Raw genomic sequence first — 17,720 nt, 5'->3', positions numbered from 1 at the left:
GAATCACCACAAGAACTCAGCATTACTGTTTTTTGTTCTTCTTCCCAACCTATGTAAGAGTTATAGTATGGGTAAAGTGTCCATACTGCAAAACCAGCGGTTAATACTATATTTGTAATGTACTCGCGTTTTTTAGTCTCTATATATTTTTTCACATCATAAGCGATGAGTATTACAAAGACTATCTCCAAAGTTATATTAAACCAGTCTGCATCTAAAAAATCTAACAATTATCTTCCTTTAAAATTTAAAATTTGGTCGTAAAATGAGTTGATGATTATCAACCCCTTCATCTCTTAAGGTACCATTATATTTACTTTCACTCGTATAAAGATACCCTATCTCTAATCCAAATGAGAGTTTTTTCAGCCAAGAAATAGGAAACTTTTTCTCGACCGTAAACTGAGTATTTAGTAAATCAAAGCTCTTCGCATCAACTTCAACCATACTTGAAAATGCAGTGTTATAAAAACGTGACCATACACTCTTTTTATAATCAGTACTACTTCTTCTTGCTCCTATATATAATGAGTCAGCAAAATTTATGTTATTATTTTTTTTATAGCCAACTCGAAAACTCCAATCTAAATCTCTGTCCTTCTTTTCTCTTGTTCCTTTGAGTTTAAATTCAAAGTTAATCCATCTATTATAGTAAGCAAGGTTATCTTTTATGCTCATATCACCTACGGTGAGAAGATAGCCTATGTAAGCTCTATTTTTTCCTATACTACATTCCCCTGTCTCGCTATCTATATTTCTAAAAACCATCATCCTTCCAAAAAATAGTGAAAAAGAATATGGTTCTTCAAATCCTGTACTAAGGGCTTTTACTAAGTTAAAGTTTTGCAAGGAAGCAGAATTATAAAGATTAGCATTTGATTTTCTAAAGTAAATTCCAGCAATTGGCATAGGATGGACAGCAGCTTCAACTAAAAAAATATTTGGGGAGAAGGTTTTGAAAAGAAGTTTCGTGTAAATCTCTGATTCACTTTTATCTGAAGCATCTGTTATTTCAGTAGCTGTGTCAAGATCTAGGTAAGCTGAGACATTTGAGTAATAAATGTCTCCTTCATAGTCAAACTCAAGCAAATTTTCCCCGTAAAGAGTCGTGTTTACAAAAAGTAAAACTAATAGGATAATTAGTCTATTTTTCACCCTCGAATTTTCTTCATTGCTTCACCACACATTGTAAGACCAAATGCGGCCGTTACACCCATAAAGCTTCCTTTCTCTTTTATATTAGCCTCTTCGTGAGAAAATATAACTTTATACTTCTTTTTAAAGCCGCGTTTCTTCAATTCATATCGTATTTTAGAACCAAACTTGTCGCCATAGCTTTTCCAAATGTCATCTACTTTTATTTTTGTTGGGTCCATACGTTTAGCACCACCAAAAGAACTTATAAGTTTTTTGTAACACTTTTGAGCAAGGGCTAGTTTCGCATTTCTATCATCAATAGCATCGAGAACCAAATCATACTCATCAAAGTTAAAATCCCATACCCACTGTTCATCTATTCTTTTGTTGATGATTTTAAGTTCTGGATAATGTTTTAAAAGAGCCTCAACTTTAAGTTCACCCTCATGAAGTTCTGACCACATTTGACGGTTTTGATTCGAGTCATCATAGGTATCAAAGTCCACTATAGTTATATTTTTTACACCACTTCTATAAAGACAGTCAAGACAAAAACTCCCTACACCACCCACTCCAAGTAAAATAATCTTTGCATTTTCTAACTTTACAAAGTCATCCCCAACGAGGAGTTTTACACGATCATACTTTCCCATTTTAGTCTATCCACTCTTTTAAAGTCTTTATACTTTTATAAGCACTTAAATCAAGCATGATTGGAGTTATAGATACACAACCTTGCTGTATTGCTTCATAATCACTTAGTTCATTGACACCTTTTCTCGGCTCAAATGAAAGAGGATGAAGCCCAAGCCAATGGTATTCTTCTCCTCTTGGATTACGGTGAACATGAGAGTCATTTCCATAATGTCTATACCCTGCATATGTAATTTTAATTTCAGCGTTTAAAGCTTCTGGTGGTATGTTTACATTTAAAAACTCGCGTTTAGGAAGAGGAAAAGATTCTTCTCGTATCTTAGTCACCAAAGTTTTAATAGTTTTTTGTGCTAATCTAAAATCACCACCAGGATTTGTAAAATCCATAACCTGACTTATAGCGATTGAGGGAATATCGTGTAAAACACCTTCCATCGCTCCAGCTGCAGTACCTGAGTATGTTATATCTTCACCCATATTTGAACCGCGATTGATCCCACTAACAAGGAGATCTGGCTTATTATTTTCAAACATAGTACTGAGGGAAAGGTAAACACAGTCAGTTGGTGTTCCATCATCTAGTTTATAAAAGTCATCACCTACACCTACAAAACGCAGAGGACGAGTTAATGTTAAAGAGTGTCCACAGGCTGACTTTTCATTTGCAGGAGCAACAACTGTCACCTCAACATCATCAAGTTCACGAAGAGCCTCTACTAAACATAAAAGTCCCTTAGCCTCATAACCATCATCATTTGTTACTAAAATTTTGTACCCCAATGGCATTTCCTCGCTTTATGCTTAGAGCATATTTTTATTGTAAATATATTTTACTATAAAAGTATTATACTCTAGCTAATAAAGGAAAGAAGATGAATGAAAAATATCTCTACAAGTAGAAAATTTTTGATGCTAAAAATGGAGTTTTTACTTATTAGTAACAAGTAATACTATGCCCCATTAAAAATCAAATTATGAAATATGAAAACAGAAATTGCTATTTCAAATGTATGGTGCAAAAATTAAAAAACAATAACACACTAGAAGAACTAAAATAAGAGATGGAGAGTGTAAAATAAACTGTGAAAAGCGACAGATAGACGGCACCAACTTAGAATAAATACAATAATTTTATTAAAAGAGGGCAAAAGGTCTTCAAAGATACAAGAGCGATTACTCATAGGCAGTGATACTTATTGTAGGTGGAATGAAAGCTCTTAAACAAATTAAGATTACAGGACGAAAAGAAGGGAATCCTCAATATGATGATTGTATTTTTAAAGAGCTAATCAATAAGAGTATGCTAGTCGATAACTTTCATCTGATAGGTTTTAACCATGTTAATCCCTGCATAACAAAAAAAATCTTGATGCTCTCTGCGAAAAATATCCTAATAATCATATTGTAATGATATGGGATAATGCTCCATTTCACAGAAAAAAAGAACTTCATCAAATTGATAGCTTAACTCCTATATTTTAGCTTCATACTCACCAGGACTAAACCCAGTCGAAAGATTCTATGGTGAAGTTCGTAAAAGTACTGCTAATAGATTATTTGAGAATATTGAATATCAAAAAGCTTTTGCCATTATGAATTTAAAATCTAAAATCATGCAATGGAGTTTGATAGGACATTTGCATTTGCTATAGGAAAAACAATTTAAAATATCATAGTTAAATACCAGTATATTTATCAAAGATCTATTGAGCTTCCAATCTCAACACTGAAGGTAGACATTACTAACAGTAGAATAATCCTAAATTATAAATATTAGTGAAAAGTAAATTCTTTTCTTGTACGAATATTTTTCTTTAAAGAAAAAATATTCTTATACTCTATCTTGAGTATTCCGTATTCTTTAGTAAATTTTGGAAGCTTTACTTTAAATTCATCATTTTCTTCTTTTCCCATCATTGCTACAGCTAAAGGAGAGTGTACAGAGATTAATCCATTATCAGGTTCACTTTCTAAAACACCACAAAGGGTATAAACTTCTTCCTCATCAGTATCTATATTAGTAACTTTAACTGTACTTCCAAAAGATATTTTTTTGTGTGAGTGAAGAGAGGGATCAATTATTTGAGAATGTTGAATTACTTTATTTAAATAAAAAAGTCGTTTATCTATAAAGCGCAACTTCTCTTTTGCCGCATGATAGTCTGCATTTTCACTTCTGTCCCCATGAGCTGCAGCAACAAGTTTTTCTTCGGCGACCTTAGGTTTTTCCTTTTCTAAAAGATATTTAAATTCTTCTATTAGAAGGTCATAACCTTCTATACTCATTGGTTCTCTCATTTAATTAGTGATTAAAACCAATGATATAATATGTGTTTTTAGTTTCTAATTGTTTTATTTCAACTTTAAACTTATTACTAAAATGTTCTACTTTTTCATGTGCTTCTTGTGATAATTCTTCAGTTTTAGACTCTATTTTTATTTTAAAATAGTCACTTGAATTTGAAAGTGCGACATATGAGTTGTTCACCTGAAGGTGATTATGTAAGTCCATAATGTGTTTTTGAATTTTTTCATACCCTTTTGTATTATTTACGATATTTGTCAATTGCTTGACAAGTGCATCATTTGGGGCATAACCTAGTTGAGTGAGCATCGCTTCTCTTTGCATCTTATTAATTCCTTTTTATATTACTTCATAGTGATAATAACACTTTTTAGTAAATATTCAGTCGCAATTTATTTATTGATACTATAATTAGACATAAGTTAATTTTTTAAAGAGAGTACAAAATGACCGAAGAAATACTAAAGAAAATTAAACAGCTTCCACCTCTTCCTAAGTCGGCCATGCAAATAGAAGCAGTTTATCAAGATCCAGATAGTAGTTTCAGTGATATGATTAAGATTTTAGAAAAAGATCCTCTCTTAACTGCTGATATATTAAAAGCAGCAAATTCCCCACTTTATGGTTTTTCTCGTGAAATAAATGCTATTTCTCAAGCAGTTGGTCTTTTTGGTATGGGTACAGTTCGTGGTTTTGCACTTGCATCAATTGTAAAAAAGAGTTTTACTCTCGACCTTGCACCGTACGGCATAAACAACGATATGTTCTCGGCACTTTCAAAGAAACAACATGCTATTATGACCGTTTGGTGTCTTAAAAAAGAAAATAAGCTTTTAGGTGTTTTATCTCCGGCTGCCTTTCTTGTTGAAATTGGTAAAGTACTGATTGCACAACAAATTATTTCAGATGGTTCAGAGGAAAAGTTTCGTGATGCCCTATTACGACTTGGCGATGTTGAAGCAGCGGAAAGAGAAGTTGTTGGTGTTGACACTCCAGAAGTAAGCGCTACTATCTTTAGTCAGTGGAAATTTGAAGAGGGACTAGTAAGTGTTATAAGAAACTGTCAGAACCCTGAAAAAGCGGAAGAAGAAGACAAGCATCCAGCCAGAATCCTTCATGTTGTCCGTATTGCAGTACCTATTAATGGTGCTATTACAGATGCAAGTATCGAAGCTGCCAAAGAGTTAATTACTAAGTATGACTTAGATATGGAAAGCTTTGATAAAGCAATAGAAAACGCAAGATAATACTTATTTGAAATCTCTACTTATACGCCTCACTCATGGTTTGAGTGAGCAAGACATAACCCCGGATGAATTTACACATGTAAGCCAATGGCTTTTAAATAAATACCTCACAAAAAAAGATAATATTTATAAATTCAATTCCAAATACCGTGCCGGTACTTTAGGACTTATTCAAAAAGGCACAGCTTACCTTAATGTCATTGGCGAAAATATCCGTGACCTTTTTATAGGTGAAGGTGATTTAGGTGAAGCTACTCAAGGTGACCTAATAATCGCACAGCGTCTTCTTGGTAAACGCGGTACACCCTCAGCTAAGATTGTAGAGATTGTTGGTCGCGAGCAGAGTTATTCCATAGCTTATATCATTCTAAAAGACAGACATAAGTCTATGGTAGACTTAAAAACAGACTACCCTATAGGTGCTGAGATTAGTTCAGAAGAACTAGACACACTAGATGTAGGTGATGTATTTAAAATAGACAACAGAGAAAATCAGGTTTTAGAAAAACTTGGAAATATAAGTGACCCTAAAGTTGATGAAAAAATAGTTTTAGCACAGTTTAACAAACATGATTACTTTGAAGAAGAGGTACTCAAAATTGCCAAATCATTTGAACCTGTAGATGCTTCAAAACATCCTTCAAGAAAAGACTTACGAGACTTAGACTTTTCTACCATAGACCCTGTTACTGCAAAAGATTATGACGATGCCATATGCTGGGATCAAGAAAACACTACTCTTTATGTAGCCATCGCTGATGTAAGTGAGTATGTAAAGCCTTTTGGTGCACTTGATAATGAGGCAATATACAGAAGTTTCTCTATCTACCTACCTCATCGTTCTATTCCAATGCTTCCTCGTCAGTTAAGTGAAACACTTTGTTCATTGCAACCTCATGTTGATAGACTTGCATATGTGTTCGAGATGAAACTCGACCTAGAAAAACTTGAAGTAAAAAGTTCTACTGTATACGAAGCAGTTATTCACTCTAAACGCCGCTTTAACTATGAAGAGATAGATTCTTTTTTTGATGGTGATTTAAAAGCGGTAAACGCGGATGAAGAAAGAATTTTTGACTCTTTAACAAAACTCAGAGTAGTAACAGACGCCCTCAAAGCAAAGCGCATTAAAATCGGTTATGACTTTCGTTCAACAGAGATAGATATGATAATAGATGAAGACTCAAATCTAGTATCTACGACTGAAGCGGACGAGACACCTTCTCATGCACTAGTTGAGGACTGTATGCTTTTGGCGAATAAAGAGGCAGCTTCAAAGTTTGAACGTGGAATTTTCAGAATCCATGAACCACCTAGTCAAGGTAAACTACAAACTCTTTACCAAGAGCTTGCAGGTATTGGTATGCAAATAGAGATTATGAGTACTACTAAAGAGACTATTACTAACATTCAAAATCAAGCGAGAGATATGGACTTAGAATCAGAGGTAGATACTCTCATCATCCAATCTCAAATGCAAGCGAGATATGCTCCTTTAAACTCTGGACACTTTGGTCTTGGCTTTGAGCAGTATACTCACTTTACATCTCCTATTCGTAGATACTCTGACCTTATCGTTCATAGACTACTAAAGGCTATAAACGCAGGAGATACGCAAGAAGGTTCTTATGTTTTAAGAAACATAGAATCACTTAGTATGACCATTAGTGAAAAAGAGAGAGAATCTAGTAAAATAGAAAATGAATTTATGGCTAGAAAATATGCAAGATGGGCGAATGAGCATATCGGGGAAGAGTTCAAAGCTCGAATAAATGCGACTGACCCTGAAGTCAAGGCCGAAATCCATGATGTGATACAAGGTGCTCGTGTTCTTATTATACTTAACACAAACGCAGTCCTCTTTGAAGATGTTATAGTAAAAATAGAAAGAGTAGATATCGCTCGTGCAAAAATATATGCAAGTGTAGTTGGGAAGGTAGATGTATAAGACTGAGTTAGATAAACATATTCAAAGCCAGTCCGTCTCCAACTCTTTTGTTTTTTTTGGCGAATCTACTTTCCTTATAGATATGTATACAAAAATGCTTACAAATATAGAAGATTCCAACATCCTCAACTACTACCATGATGAGTATGCATTTAGTTCAGCAAAAGCACACCTTTCTCAAGCTTCCCTTTTTGGTGATAGAAATATTCTCATAATCAAAAGTGAAAAGAAAGTACCTAAAAAAGAATTAGACATACTTTTAGACTTCTGTGATAAAAACCCTGATAATATTTTTGTGTATGCCTACTACGGAAGTGACCATAAAACTTACAATAATAAAAAAGCTTTTGCAAAGTCAAAGGCTATGAGTGTAAGATTTTTCAACCCAAAAGATTATGAAGCCCAAAATATCATACTTCAAGTAGCACAAGAAAAAAAAGTGAACATAGATAAGTACACAGTTTCTCATCTTCTTCAAATCCATCATGGAGACGTGGCACTCGCATCAAATGAAATAGAAAAGTTCCGCGTTTATGATAGAGCCATTACGACAAAAGATGTTGACAATCTTGTTTACGGACTTGCCGAAGTAAATCTTGATGATTTTATAAAAAAAATTTTGACTAAAAAAGATTTTAGAGATGACCTGCAAAATGTTTTAGAACATGGAGAAGATGAAATCCGTATACTTACAGCTATAACTGCTTACTTAACACAACTCTATATGTTTAACATCTACATTAGAGTTCATGGAGCACCCAATGCCCTTGAAATCCTTGGTTACCCTGCTCCCAAGTTTATTGTAGAAGAAAAAGCAGCACTCTCCATAAAGATAAAACCCTTTGTATACTCCAAACTTCACGAATTACTGTTGGGCAGTGAACTTAAAATGAAGAGTTCTCATATTGACAAATGTTCTATTCTTCTCTCCACTCTTATTCGAATTCAAAAAATTATGTAAGCTCTTTTATCATAGAGTTAGGATAATTTTTGTATAATCACAATATTAATTTATACATATAAGGAACTACTATGCGTGGTTATAAAGTTTTTGCTGGTTCAGCAAGTGTTGAGTTTGCAAAAGAGATTTGTCAGGTTTTAGATGTACCATTAGCGAAGGCTGATATTAAAAAGTTTAGTGATGGTGAAATCTCAGTTCAAATTGCTGAATCTGTTCGTGGTCGCGACGTGTTTATAGTTCAAAGTACAGGGGCTCCATCAAACGACAACCTCATGGAACTTCTCATTATGACAGATGCACTTAAGCGCTCATCTGCTCAAAGCATAACTGCCGTTGTTCCTTACTATGGTTATGCAAGACAAGATCGTAAAGCTGCTCCTCGTGTTCCAATAACTGCAAAACTTGTAGCAAATCTTTACGAGACTGCTGGAATTGACAGAGTTGTAACTATAGATCTTCATGCTGGTCAAATTCAAGGTTTCTTTGACATTCCAGTTGATAACCTTTATGGTTCTATCACATTTGAGACTTACATAAAAAGTAAAAACCTTAAGAACCCAATTATCGCGAGCCCGGACATCGGTGGTGTTGCTCGTGCTAGATACTTTGCAAAACGTATGGGTCTTGAAATGGTTATCGTTGATAAACGCCGTGAAAAAGCGAATGAATCTGAAGTTATGGGAATTATCGGTGATGTAGAAGGTAAGGATGTAATCATGATAGACGATATGGTTGACACTGCTGGAACTATGGTAAAAGCTGCAACTGCTCTTAAAAACAAGGGTGCAACATCTGTAATGGCATGTGCTACACACGGTGTTTTAAGTGGTAAAGCATATGAGAACCTAGAACATGGGGAGTTAGATGAGTTAATCATCACAAACACTTTAGTAACAAAAGAGCATAAGAACATAAAAGTACTAACCGTTGCTCCACTTTTTGCTGAAGTAATCCGTCGCGTTTACCACAACGAAAGTGTTAATTCACTTTTCTCTTAGACTTATAACTCTAAAGGGCTAATTATTTAGTCCTCTTCTTCACTTTCTAAACCATCTAAAATCCACTTAACAACTCTATTAGAACAATTTCTGTATAATCGATTTATTATTTCCAACTAGGACAAATCTTTGAAAAATATTAGAAACTTCTCTATCATTGCACATATAGACCATGGTAAGAGTACCCTAGCCGACCGTATCATCCAAGAATGTGGTTCTGTAACTGAACGCGAGATGACAACACAGATGATGGACACTATGGACATCGAACAAGAACGCGGCATCACTATTAAAGCACAGTCTGTTAGACTTGACTATGTAAAAGATGGTGAGCACTATGTACTTAACCTTATAGATACTCCGGGACATGTTGACTTCTCTTATGAGGTAAGTAAATCTCTAGCATCTTCTGATGGAGCTCTTCTTATAGTAGATGCTGCACAAGGTGTTGAGGCTCAGACTATTGCCAATGTTTACTTGGCACTGGACAACAACCTTGAGCTTATCCCCGTCATAAATAAGATTGACCTTCCTGCCGCTGAACCTGAACGTGTTGCTGAAGAGATTGAAGAAGCTATTGGAATAGATGCAACTGATGCTTGTTTAGTATCTGCAAAAACTGGTGTTGGAATTCGTGAGCTTGTTGATGCTATTGTAGATAGAATTCCCGCTCCTGTTGGAGACACTACTGCACCTACAAAAGCAATCATTTATGACTCTTGGTTTGATGCTTACTTAGGTGCTCTCGCACTTGTTCGTGTATTTGACGGTGAAATCAAAAAGGGTCAAAACATTAAACTTATGAGTAATGGTGAAGAGCATCAAGTTCTTGACTTAATGTATCCACACCCTAAGAAAAAAATTAAAACACAGGCTATTTCTACAGGTGAAATCGGAATCGTTGTTCTTGGCCTTAAAGAAGTAAGTGTTGTTAATGTTGGTGATACTATCACTGATGCTAAAAACCCTACAGAAGAGCCAGTTGGAAGATATGAGCCTGCTAAACCATTCGTTTTTGCAGGAATATATCCAATAGACACAGATGATTTTGAAAACTTACGTGACTCACTAGATAAACTAAGACTAAACGACAGTTCTTTGTCTTATGAACCAGAAACATCTCTTGCACTTGGCTTTGGTTTTCGTGTTGGATTTTTAGGAATGCTTCATATGGAAGTGGTAAAAGAGAGACTAGAACGCGAGTTCAACCTTGACCTTATAGCCTCTGCTCCCTCGGTTATCTACGAGGTTTACCTTAACAATGGTGATAAAATCAATGTCCATAATCCTTCAGAACTTCCAGAAGTAAATCGTATAGATAGAATCGAAGAGCCTTATGTAAGAGCAACTGTTATTACACCAGCTGAGTATCTTGGAAACATCATCACTCTTCTTATAAACAAACGTGGTACTCAAACTAAAATGACTTATCTTAATGAAGATAGAGTTATGCTTGAGTATGAAGTACCTATGAATGAAATAGTTGTTGATTTTTATGACACTTTAAAATCAATCTCTAAGGGTTATGCTTCATTTGATTATGAGCCTATAGATTTTAGGGTTGGTGACCTTGTTAAGCTGGATATTAAAGTATCTGGAGAAGCTGTTGATGCACTTAGTATCGTAGTTCCACGTAATCAAGCACTTTCACGTGGTCGTATTTTAGTTAAGAATATGAAAGAGATAATTCCTCGTCAACTTTTTGAAGTAGCTGTTCAAGCTTCTTTGGGTTCTCAAATTATTGCTCGTGAGACTGTAAAGTCTATGGGTAAAAATGTTACCGCTAAATGTTACGGTGGAGATATCACTCGTAAACGTAAACTACTTGAAAAGCAAAAAGCTGGTAAAAAACGCATGAAGTCTATAGGAAAAGTTCAACTTCCAAGTGAAGCCTTTATGTCTGTTCTTAAGATGGACTAAATACTCTAATGAGATGTTTAATGTGTGAAAATCTTAGTTTTTCACACATTTGCAACTCCTGCCAACAACTTTTTCTCACCCCATCTCTTTACAAAAGAAAACTCCCTAGCGGAATAGAAGTTATATCATTTTATAAGTATGACGAAATCAAATCTCTCCTCCACACAAAACATACAGACTTAGGATTTTATATCTACAAGATTATGGCAAAAAATAGTCTCAAGAAATTTTCCACAACATTTAATATGTCTGAGAGTATTGCTGCAATTGCTGTTGATGACATAGTTGAGGATTCGTATTCACATACTGCTGTTCTATGCAAAAGTCTCAAGTCAAAAGGGATTAAGCCTTTGTATGGAAAACTTAGAGCAAAAAATAGACTCTCATACTCAGGTCAAAGTAGAGAGTTTCGACTTAAAAATCCAAGAGACTTCCAGCTTCTAAACTTTTCACAAAGCAGTGTTATACTAGTTGATGACATAATCACCACTGGTTCTACTCTTAGCGAGGCTATCACCGTAATGACAAAGAACAAGAAAGAAGTACTGTTTTGCCTAACTCTTTGTGATGTTTCTATAAAGTGACTTAGAAAAACCCTTTTAGAAACTTACCAAGTTCTTTTTTTATCACCTTAGTTGCTTCTTCCTTTATTAATTCATCTGCATTAATTTTCACATTTGGCTTATTTATATCACCTTTTAGATTTACATCTACCTTATTTCCATTGGCATTTATCTCTACCTTAGAGTCTATTAAACTCTTTTGAGAGTCTATTTTCGTGCCTTTACTGATAATCGAAGATCTGTTAGAATGTAATGATAGAGAAGCGATTACTTGATCTGCATTTATTACTGCATTTACATCTCCGGTGAACTTCTCTTTATATACATCTGTCTGAGCATATTTTTTTAGTAAGTCAAAGGCTTCATTTTCAGTGAACCTACCTTTTGAAAGTTTCCCATCAAACAAACCTTTTTTACTTTCTAAGTTATAATCTACTACAGCATTGAGTCTTGCGTCAAAGATTTTTGGATATTTTAAAATTGTTAGTATATCAATACTCTTCATATTACTTATCTTTGCATCGAATTTATTGTTATGAAGTGTCGCGTTTAGTTTTCCACCTGCTACATAACTCTCTATACTCAAATCCAAATCTTCAGACTTTTTGACTTCTCCCTGTGCCTTGAGACTTCCTAAGAGATGCCTTTGAGATATAAAGTATAATCTATCTAAGTCATGAATATTCACTTCATAATCACTTATCAAAGATTCTTCTTCTATATCGTAATGAAATTTATTTACATCCAAGTTTACTAAGTTTGAGTTCAAATCTAAAGATGTATCAACAAAATTTCCATCTAATATACTATGTGTGCTAATATTAAAATTTGTATACGGCATTATTGAATTAAACTCATAAGCTTTAGAAATATACTTAGAATTGAGTAGTCCCTTAGAAATCTTTGTATCTATATACCCGTTAAGTAACCCATGGCTAAGATTGCTTATATTAACTAGAACATCTAACTCTCCATCACTATAGGGAGGCTGATGTAGTATGACTAAAGCCTCTTTTATTTTCAGTGATTTGATGTTAAACACTATATTTTTAGCTTCAAACGCGACTAATTCTACCTTAAAGCTACTCTTTGATGATGATACATCACTTTGTCCTTCTACTATTAAGAGGGAACTATCACCAACTGCTGTTCCGATTAAATGTAAAGGTGTATCTATCTCTTCTTTAAAGAGTTCTTTTAGACTTTTTACATCATTTAAATCTACATTATAGTTCATGTCAAGTGAGCGATTCCATAGAGAGTAATCACCATTAACAGTGATAGTATTGTTTGGATTTAACTCTAAAAGAAATTCAAAATCATGAATACTCAAACTAAAAGTTTTAAATTCACTAGTGAGATTTGTACTTTTTTGAATCTCTTTTTCTATAACTTGTTTTAAAATACCATTCCCCATATACGTAAACAATAGTATATATATACCTACTAGAGTAGTCGTTATAATCCCTAAAAGCCAATAAAATATTTTCATAAAATTCTCCTATTACACATTATACAAACACTAGATTATATAGAACTAAAAGATCAAAATACAAACTTGATAGTATAAGACTAAACTTAATTGCGGATATTAACTAAGATAGTACTTGACATTGTTACACTCAATATGTATAATACTGCTATCTTTATGAACAAGGAGCTTTTAACAATTATGTCTAAAGAAGAAACACAAGATGAAAACCTCGTTAATGAGGAAGAAATATTAGAAACACAAGAGGAAGATGCTCAAGAGGTTGAATCTCCAATGAGTAAACTTGAGCTTATAGAAGCTGAACTAGCAGAGTATAAAGATAAATATGCTCGTGTTCATGCCGACTTTGATAATATCAAAAAAAGATTAGAGCGCGAAAAGTATACAGCGGTTGAATATGCAAATGAAAAATTTGCGAAAGATATGATACCTGTACTTGATGCTCTTGATGGTGCAATGAAATCATCGGAGGGTGAAGCAGAAAAAGCTGAACTTTTTGACAAACTCAAAGAAGGCATAGAGCTTACACACAAGTCATTTCTAACTCAATTAGAAAAACATGGTGTTGCTCTAGTTGCTCATGATGAGCCATTTGATCCAAATATTCACAATGCTATTCAAGCCGTAGATAGTGAAGATGTTGAGTCTGGACAAATAGTTCAAACTTTTCAAACTGGGTACAAGTATAAAAGTCGCCCTCTTAGAGAAGCGATGGTAGTAGTTGCGAACTAGTTTCGTAAACAAGGGTTAAAGCCCAGTGCAACAAACTACTAAATAGTTTGTGTAAATAAAAAAATAAATTTAAGGAATCAAAATGAGTAAAGTAATAGGTATAGATTTAGGAACAACAAATTCATGTGTAGCAGTTTATGAGGGTGGAGAAGCGAAAGTTATTCCAAATGCAGAGGGTAAAAACACTACTCCTTCAGTAGTCGCGTTTACAGACAAAGGTGATGTTCTAATTGGTGATCCAGCTAAACGTCAAGCAATTACAAACCCTGAAAAGACTATTTCTTCTATTAAGAGAATTATGGGTCTTATGATGAACGAAGAGAATGCAAAAGCTGCACACGATAAAGTAACTTACAACATCGTAGATAAAGATGGTGCTGCTTGTGTTGATGTTGCTGGTAAAGTATACACTCCACAAGAAATTTCTGCAAAGATTCTTACTAAACTAAAAGAAGATGCTGAAGCTTACATAGGTTCAACTGTAACTGATGCGGTTATTACTGTTCCAGCTTACTTCAATGATGCACAACGTAAAGCTACAAAAGACGCTGGTACTATTGCTGGATTAAATGTTCTTCGTATTATCAACGAGCCAACTGCTTCTGCACTTGCTTATGGTTTAGAATCTAAAGCAGAAGAAAATGTACTTGTTTATGACCTAGGTGGTGGAACATTTGACGTTACAACTCTTGAGATCTCAGATGGTACTTTTGAAGTTCTTTCAACTGATGGTAATGCATTCCTTGGTGGTGACGATTTTGATAATAAAATTGTTGATTACTTAAGTGCTGAGTTCAAAAATTCTCATGGAATTGAACTTAAAAATGACAAAATGGCACTTCAGCGTTTAAAAGATTCTGCTGAAAATGCTAAAAAAGAGCTTTCTAGTTCAACTGAAACTGAAATTAACTTACCATTTATCACTATGACGGAAGCTGGACCACAACACCTTGTAGTAAAACTTACTCGTGCTAAGTTTGAAGGTATGATTGCTACTCTTATTGACGAAACAATTGACCATATAAAAGTTGCTATGAAAGAATCTGCTCTAGAAGACAATGAAATCAAAGAAATCATTATGGTTGGTGGTTCTACTCGTGTTCCTGCCGCTCAAGAAGCTGTATCTAAATATTTCGCTGGAAAAGCACTTAACAAAAGTGTAAACCCTGATGAAGTTGTTGCTCTTGGTGCAGCTATTCAAGGTGGTGTTTTACGTGGAGATGTTAAAGATGTTCTTCTTCTAGACGTTACACCTCTTTCACTTGGAATTGAGACTCTTGGTGGTGTTATGACTAAGATTATTGAAAAAGGAACTACAATTCCTGTTAAGAAATCTCAAGTTTTTTCAACTGCTGAAGATAACCAACCAGCGGTTTCTATCAGCGTTGGTCAAGGTGAGCGTGAGTTTGCTAAAGACAACAAATCACTTGGTCTATTTGAACTTGGTGATATTGCTGCTGCACCACGTGGAGTACCTCAGATCGAGGTTACATTTGACATTGATGCGAATGGTATATTAACTGTTAGCTCAACTGACAAAGGTACTGGTAAATCTCAGTCAATCACAATCTCTGGATCATCTGGACTAAGTGAAGAAGAGATTAACAAAATGGTTCAAGATGCTGAAGAAAACAAAGCTGCTGATGGCGAAAGAAAAGAATTAGTAGACTTAAGAAATCAAGCAGATGCACTTATAGCTCAAACTGAAAAATCAGTTGAAGAAATGGGTGATAAATTAGAAGCAGAAGAAAAAGTTAAAATTGAAACTGCTGCAACAGAACTAAAAGATACACTTAAAGATGAGTCTGCTACAAAAGAGACTATCGAAGAAAAAGTAAAAGCATTAACTGAAGCTGCTCATAAAATGGCTGAAGAAATGTACAAAAAAGAGCAAGACCCAGCAGCTGCAGAAGCAGATGCTAAGAAGAAAAAAGATGACGAAGACGTTATCGATGCTGAAATCGAGTAACACTCCTCTTTAAAATAAAGATAGAGCCTTTAAGGTTCTATCTTGCTACGTTATAATAAAAAATTATACTTTTCATCAAACTTCTACTAGTACCTATGTACAATATATTTATGTAATAAAATAAGATATACTAATGCATATTTAAAACCAAAAGGTAGTTAAAATGGCAAAAAGTATTGGATCAATTGAAGTTATAACTGGTACAGGAACTCTCTCTAATTCACAAAGTGAAACTAAACCTCTTACAAGTGACCTCAAACTCTATGAAAATGATGTACTCCATACTGATGAAAATTCTAATATTATTATTAAACTTACAGATGGATCTACTATTTCTTTAGGTGCCAATAAACTTTTAACACTTGATGATAGTGTTATCAGTTCTGCTCCTTATTCTGATGATGAAACGCAATTAGAAACACAGAGCTTGCAAGCAGCACTAGATGAAGTTACTGAACTTACTGAGATAGATGAGACTGCTGCAGGAGAAGAGTCACCACAAAGTAGTGCCTCATTAAGTATGGAAACTATTATGGCACATAATCATAATACTGGCCATGCCCATGCTTCAACATTAGATGTATTCAATTCAAATTCTCTAGAAACAAGTGCAACAAATAATGATGGTATCCTCCCTGTTTTTGACAGACAAGAAGCTTTCATCGGAATTAATGATATTCTCACAAAGGATAATACTCCGATTATTACAGGGACAACAAATGATCCTGATGTAATTATTTCAACTACTATCGGTGGGAAAGAGTATACTGCTACTAATAATGGGGATGGCACATGGTCAGTTGAGATAGATACTTTACTTAATGATGGAGAGAACATAATAACTGTAGTAGCAACAGATCCTGCTGGAAATACTACACAAGAAACTGCTGTAATTACAGTAGATACTACTCCTCCATCGATTACTCTTGATACTACTCTTACAAACGACACTACTCCTCCCCTAAGTGGAAGTACTAATGATGGTGATGCTTCTATTGTTGTCAATGTTAATGGTGTTGACTATCCTGCTACCATTACTTCTGATGGTAATGGTGGTTTTAACTGGTCAATTCTTGATGATGTTGTTACTCAACTTCCAGAAGGTGAAAATTTAGTTACACTTACTGCTACTGATCCTGTTGGAAATTCAAATACAATTCAAGATACACTCACTATCAAAACAACCATCACGGATGATGATAACTCTAATGGTGGAAATGTTGTAACTATTGATTCAATTACAGATGATACTGGTTCAAGTGATTCTGATTATATTACCAATGACAATACTTTACTTGTTCAAGGTACTTATGATAATCAAAGTGATAATACACTAAGTATAACTGTTAATGGTACATCATATGATGCAACTATTAATGGTAATAATTGGGAAGTCAATCTACAAAACACTATACTAAATGATGGTGCACATGATATTATTGCAACAATTACAGATACTCTAGGTAATTCAGTATCTACTTCACAAACAATTACAATCGATACTAACCATAGCAATACTGGTGATGCGACTATATCACTTGATACTATTAGTGGTGACAACGTTATTAATAAAACAGAAGCAGAGACTTCAAGTGTTGTTATTTCTGGTACTACAACAGCTGCAGATGGTGCAATCGTATCTATCTTAGTTGGTAACTCACTTCTTGCTAATGTAACTGTAACAAATGGAGTATATTCATATCCTGTTACAGCTGGTATTTTCTCTAGCTATAGCGACGGGGACTATACTGTAACTGTAGAAGTTGCATCTGATTCTGCTGGAAACATTGCTAG

At 34.5% G+C, this 17,720-nt stretch carries 15 protein-coding genes and 1 pseudogene; 9 read left to right on the top strand and 7 right to left on the bottom strand.

From position 1 onward, the window contains the following. The 6 genes and pseudogenes from HOG88_RS11265 to HOG88_RS11240 form a co-directional block, all read right to left on the bottom strand. Positions 1-230, bottom strand: a pseudogene (locus HOG88_RS11265) (hypothetical protein); the annotation flags it as partial. Between the two features lie 10 nt (positions 231-240). Further along, positions 241-1,155: a hypothetical protein gene (locus HOG88_RS11260; protein WP_295006209.1), complete on the bottom strand. Its 915-nt coding sequence runs from the start codon at positions 1,153-1,155 to the stop codon at positions 241-243. Further along, entirely contained in the window at positions 1,152-1,790 is a 639-nt protein-coding gene (locus tag HOG88_RS11255) for a ThiF family adenylyltransferase (protein WP_295006208.1), read from the bottom strand. Before HOG88_RS11255 ends, HOG88_RS11260 begins: the two co-directional genes overlap by 4 nt. A 1-nt stretch (position 1,791) precedes the next feature. Continuing rightward, positions 1,792-2,577: a 5'/3'-nucleotidase SurE gene (gene surE, locus HOG88_RS11250; RefSeq protein ID WP_295006206.1), complete on the bottom strand. Its 786-nt coding sequence runs from the start codon at positions 2,575-2,577 to the stop codon at positions 1,792-1,794. A gap of 987 nt (positions 2,578-3,564) precedes the next feature. Next, positions 3,565-4,089 carry a transcription elongation factor GreA gene (gene greA, locus HOG88_RS11245; RefSeq protein WP_295006204.1) on the bottom strand — a complete coding sequence of 175 codons (525 nt, stop codon included), beginning with the start codon at positions 4,087-4,089 and terminating at the stop codon, positions 3,565-3,567. A gap of 4 nt (positions 4,090-4,093) precedes the next feature. After that, complete coding sequence (locus HOG88_RS11240) at positions 4,094-4,420, bottom strand: hypothetical protein (RefSeq protein WP_295006202.1); 327 nt, start codon at positions 4,418-4,420, stop codon at positions 4,094-4,096. A gap of 122 nt (positions 4,421-4,542) precedes the next feature. Between HOG88_RS11240 and HOG88_RS11235 the strand changes: the two genes are divergently transcribed. The 6 genes from HOG88_RS11235 to HOG88_RS11210 all read left to right on the top strand — a co-directional run bounded on the left by HOG88_RS11235 (position 4,543) and on the right by HOG88_RS11210 (position 11,754). Further along, on the top strand, positions 4,543-5,343 hold the full coding sequence (locus tag HOG88_RS11235) for an HDOD domain-containing protein (protein ID WP_295006201.1): 801 nt from the start codon (positions 4,543-4,545) through the stop codon (positions 5,341-5,343). A gap of 7 nt (positions 5,344-5,350) precedes the next feature. Then, positions 5,351-7,291: a ribonuclease R family protein gene (locus tag HOG88_RS11230; protein ID WP_295006199.1), complete on the top strand. Its 1,941-nt coding sequence runs from the start codon at positions 5,351-5,353 to the stop codon at positions 7,289-7,291. Further along, entirely contained in the window at positions 7,284-8,252 is a 969-nt protein-coding gene (holA, locus tag HOG88_RS11225; protein ID WP_295006197.1) for a DNA polymerase III subunit delta, read from the top strand. The genes HOG88_RS11230 and holA overlap by 8 nt, the downstream gene beginning before the upstream one ends. Before the next feature lie 71 nt (positions 8,253-8,323). Next, entirely contained in the window at positions 8,324-9,250 is a 927-nt protein-coding gene (locus tag HOG88_RS11220) for a ribose-phosphate pyrophosphokinase (protein WP_295006195.1), read from the top strand. A gap of 129 nt (positions 9,251-9,379) precedes the next feature. After that, positions 9,380-11,170 (top strand): translation elongation factor 4, encoded by a 1,791-nt coding sequence (lepA, locus tag HOG88_RS11215; RefSeq protein WP_295006193.1) that lies wholly within the window; start codon positions 9,380-9,382, stop codon positions 11,168-11,170. Between the two features lie 203 nt (positions 11,171-11,373). Then, entirely contained in the window at positions 11,374-11,754 is a 381-nt protein-coding gene (locus HOG88_RS11210; protein ID WP_295006191.1) for a ComF family protein, read from the top strand. A 1-nt stretch (position 11,755) separates the two neighbouring features. Here the strand turns inward: HOG88_RS11210 and HOG88_RS11205 are convergent, their stop codons facing one another. Next, entirely contained in the window at positions 11,756-13,225 is a 1,470-nt protein-coding gene (locus HOG88_RS11205) for a hypothetical protein (protein ID WP_295006189.1), read from the bottom strand. Between the two features lie 180 nt (positions 13,226-13,405). Between HOG88_RS11205 and grpE the strand changes: the two genes are divergently transcribed. The 3 genes from grpE to HOG88_RS11190 all read left to right on the top strand — a co-directional run. Continuing rightward, positions 13,406-13,957, top strand: coding sequence for a nucleotide exchange factor GrpE (grpE, locus tag HOG88_RS11200; protein ID WP_295006187.1), 552 nt, complete (start codon positions 13,406-13,408; stop codon positions 13,955-13,957). 82 nt (positions 13,958-14,039) lie between these two features. Next, a complete protein-coding gene (gene dnaK / locus HOG88_RS11195; RefSeq protein ID WP_295006185.1) occupies positions 14,040-15,926 on the top strand; it encodes a molecular chaperone DnaK in 1,887 nt (628 codons plus the stop codon). Positions 15,927-16,089: 163 nt separating this feature from the next. Further along, positions 16,090-17,720 (top strand): Ig-like domain-containing protein (locus tag HOG88_RS11190; RefSeq protein WP_295006183.1); only part of this gene is annotated, 1,631 nt, incomplete at its 3' end.

The organism is Sulfurimonas sp. (assembly GCF_018698455.1).
Taxonomy (GTDB): domain Bacteria; phylum Campylobacterota; class Campylobacteria; order Campylobacterales; family Sulfurimonadaceae; genus Sulfurimonas.
The sequence above is the reverse complement of the archived record's forward strand: the minus strand, read 5'-3'. Positions and strand labels throughout refer to the sequence as shown.

Bases quoted from the DNA above. Each gene is read 5' to 3' on its own strand.
- greA (WP_295006204.1), bottom strand. From the start codon at position 4,089: ATGAGAGAACCAATGAGTATAGAAGGTTATGACCTTCTAATAGAAGAA.
- HOG88_RS11220 (WP_295006195.1), top strand. From the start codon at position 8,324: ATGCGTGGTTATAAAGTTTTTGCTGGTTCAGCAAGTGTTGAGTTTGCA.
- HOG88_RS11235 (WP_295006201.1), top strand. From the start codon at position 4,543: ATGACCGAAGAAATACTAAAGAAAATTAAACAGCTTCCACCTCTTCCT.
- HOG88_RS11255 (WP_295006208.1), bottom strand. From the start codon at position 1,790: ATGGGAAAGTATGATCGTGTAAAACTCCTCGTTGGGGATGACTTTGTA.
- HOG88_RS11240 (WP_295006202.1), bottom strand. From the start codon at position 4,420: ATGCAAAGAGAAGCGATGCTCACTCAACTAGGTTATGCCCCAAATGAT.
- holA (WP_295006197.1), top strand. From the start codon at position 7,284: ATGTATAAGACTGAGTTAGATAAACATATTCAAAGCCAGTCCGTCTCC.
- dnaK (WP_295006185.1), top strand. From the start codon at position 14,040: ATGAGTAAAGTAATAGGTATAGATTTAGGAACAACAAATTCATGTGTA.
- HOG88_RS11205 (WP_295006189.1), bottom strand. From the start codon at position 13,225: ATGAAAATATTTTATTGGCTTTTAGGGATTATAACGACTACTCTAGTA.
- grpE (WP_295006187.1), top strand. From the start codon at position 13,406: ATGTCTAAAGAAGAAACACAAGATGAAAACCTCGTTAATGAGGAAGAA.
- HOG88_RS11210 (WP_295006191.1), top strand. From the start codon at position 11,374: ATGGCAAAAAATAGTCTCAAGAAATTTTCCACAACATTTAATATGTCT.
- surE (WP_295006206.1), bottom strand. From the start codon at position 2,577: ATGCCATTGGGGTACAAAATTTTAGTAACAAATGATGATGGTTATGAG.